This window comes from Halomonas cibimaris, assembly GCF_039537045.1.
GTDB lineage: Bacteria > Pseudomonadota > Gammaproteobacteria > Pseudomonadales > Halomonadaceae > Vreelandella > Vreelandella cibimaris.
In genome coordinates this window covers 1-1,239 of sequence record NZ_BAAAZT010000038.1, presented here as the reverse complement: position 1 = coordinate 1,239, position 1,239 = coordinate 1, and the positions used below count along the sequence as shown (strand labels likewise).

Here is a 1,239-nt window from a genome sequence, read left to right as displayed (position 1 = left end):
TGTTCTGGTCAAGTCGTAGCGGACACTTTTATTAAGCTGCTTCCGCGATTTTCTCGATCTCCCTCGGCGCGTGGTAGCCAAGGGTCGAGTGGAGCCGGCAGCTGTTGTACTCCATCTCGATGTAGGTCACGACGTCGCGCCTCGCTGACTGGCGGGTCCAGTACCGCTGTCCCTCCAGCCATTCACTCTTTAGAGAGCCGAAGAAGCGCTCCATGACCGCATTGTCCCAACAGTTCCCCTTCCGGCTCATGGAGGCCTGGAACCCGTGCTTTGCCAGTCGTTCGCGATACGCACGAGAGGCATACTGGCTGCCACGATCCGAGTGGTGGAGCACTCCCCGGGGAGGCCGTCGGCGGCCAATGGCCATCTCCAGGGCGTCCAGGGTGAGTGATGTCTTCATATGGTCGGCCATGGCCCAGCCGATGACCTGTCGGTCGTAGAGGTCCAGCACGGCCGCCAGGTACAACCAGCCTTCCAGAGTCCAGATGGCAGTGATGTCGGCCACCCACGCCTGATTGGGCTCAGGCACCATGAACTGCCGCTTGAGCAGGTTGGGAGCCACTGGCAGCCCGTGGTCGCTGTCCGTCGTATGCCGGTAGCGGCGACGCTGTCGGCAGGCGACACCGGCTTCCTGCATCAGGCTACGCGCCTGATAACGACCGATCGTGTGACCTCTGCGATGGAGTTCCTTGGCCATTCGCCGGCTCCCATAGCTACCACGTTTCTGCTCATGGATGTCCTTGACCTCCCGGTGCAGGCACTGGCGCTGCTCATCGGGTTCACGCTGACGCCAGGCATAGAAGCCACTGCGGCTGACGTCCATGACACGGCACAGCACCGCCACTGGGAAGGAGGCCTTCTCCGACTCGATGAACTGGTATCTCAGCTCGACTCTCTCGCGAAGAAGGCCGTGGCCTTTTTTAAAACCTCCTTTTCAATCCGCAACTTACGAACTTCTTCGCGAAGTTTCTTGATCTCGGCATCCCGCTCATCTGCCTGGCCGTCAGTCACACCATCCTCCCGGTCACGTTGCTGGCGACACCAGCGATCCAGCAGGCTGCGATCGATATCCAGCCGCCTGGCAGCCTCGGAGATGGCATAACCCTCTCCTCGAACCATGTTGACCGCCTCAGCTTTGAATTCGTCAGAGTACCGACGTCGCGTCTTCTTGGTCATGAACACCTCCAATGCCTCCAGTATGAGGCTTACCGGGGTGTCCGCTCCAATTAGACCAGTTCA

The 1,239-nt window shown here is 60.0% G+C and carries 1 pseudogene; it reads right to left on the bottom strand.

The features are described 5' to 3' along the window. Positions 1-31: 31 nt before the first annotated feature. Positions 32-1,176: pseudogene (locus ABD654_RS05620) on the bottom strand (IS3 family transposase). Positions 1,177-1,239: the final 63 nt, after the last annotated feature.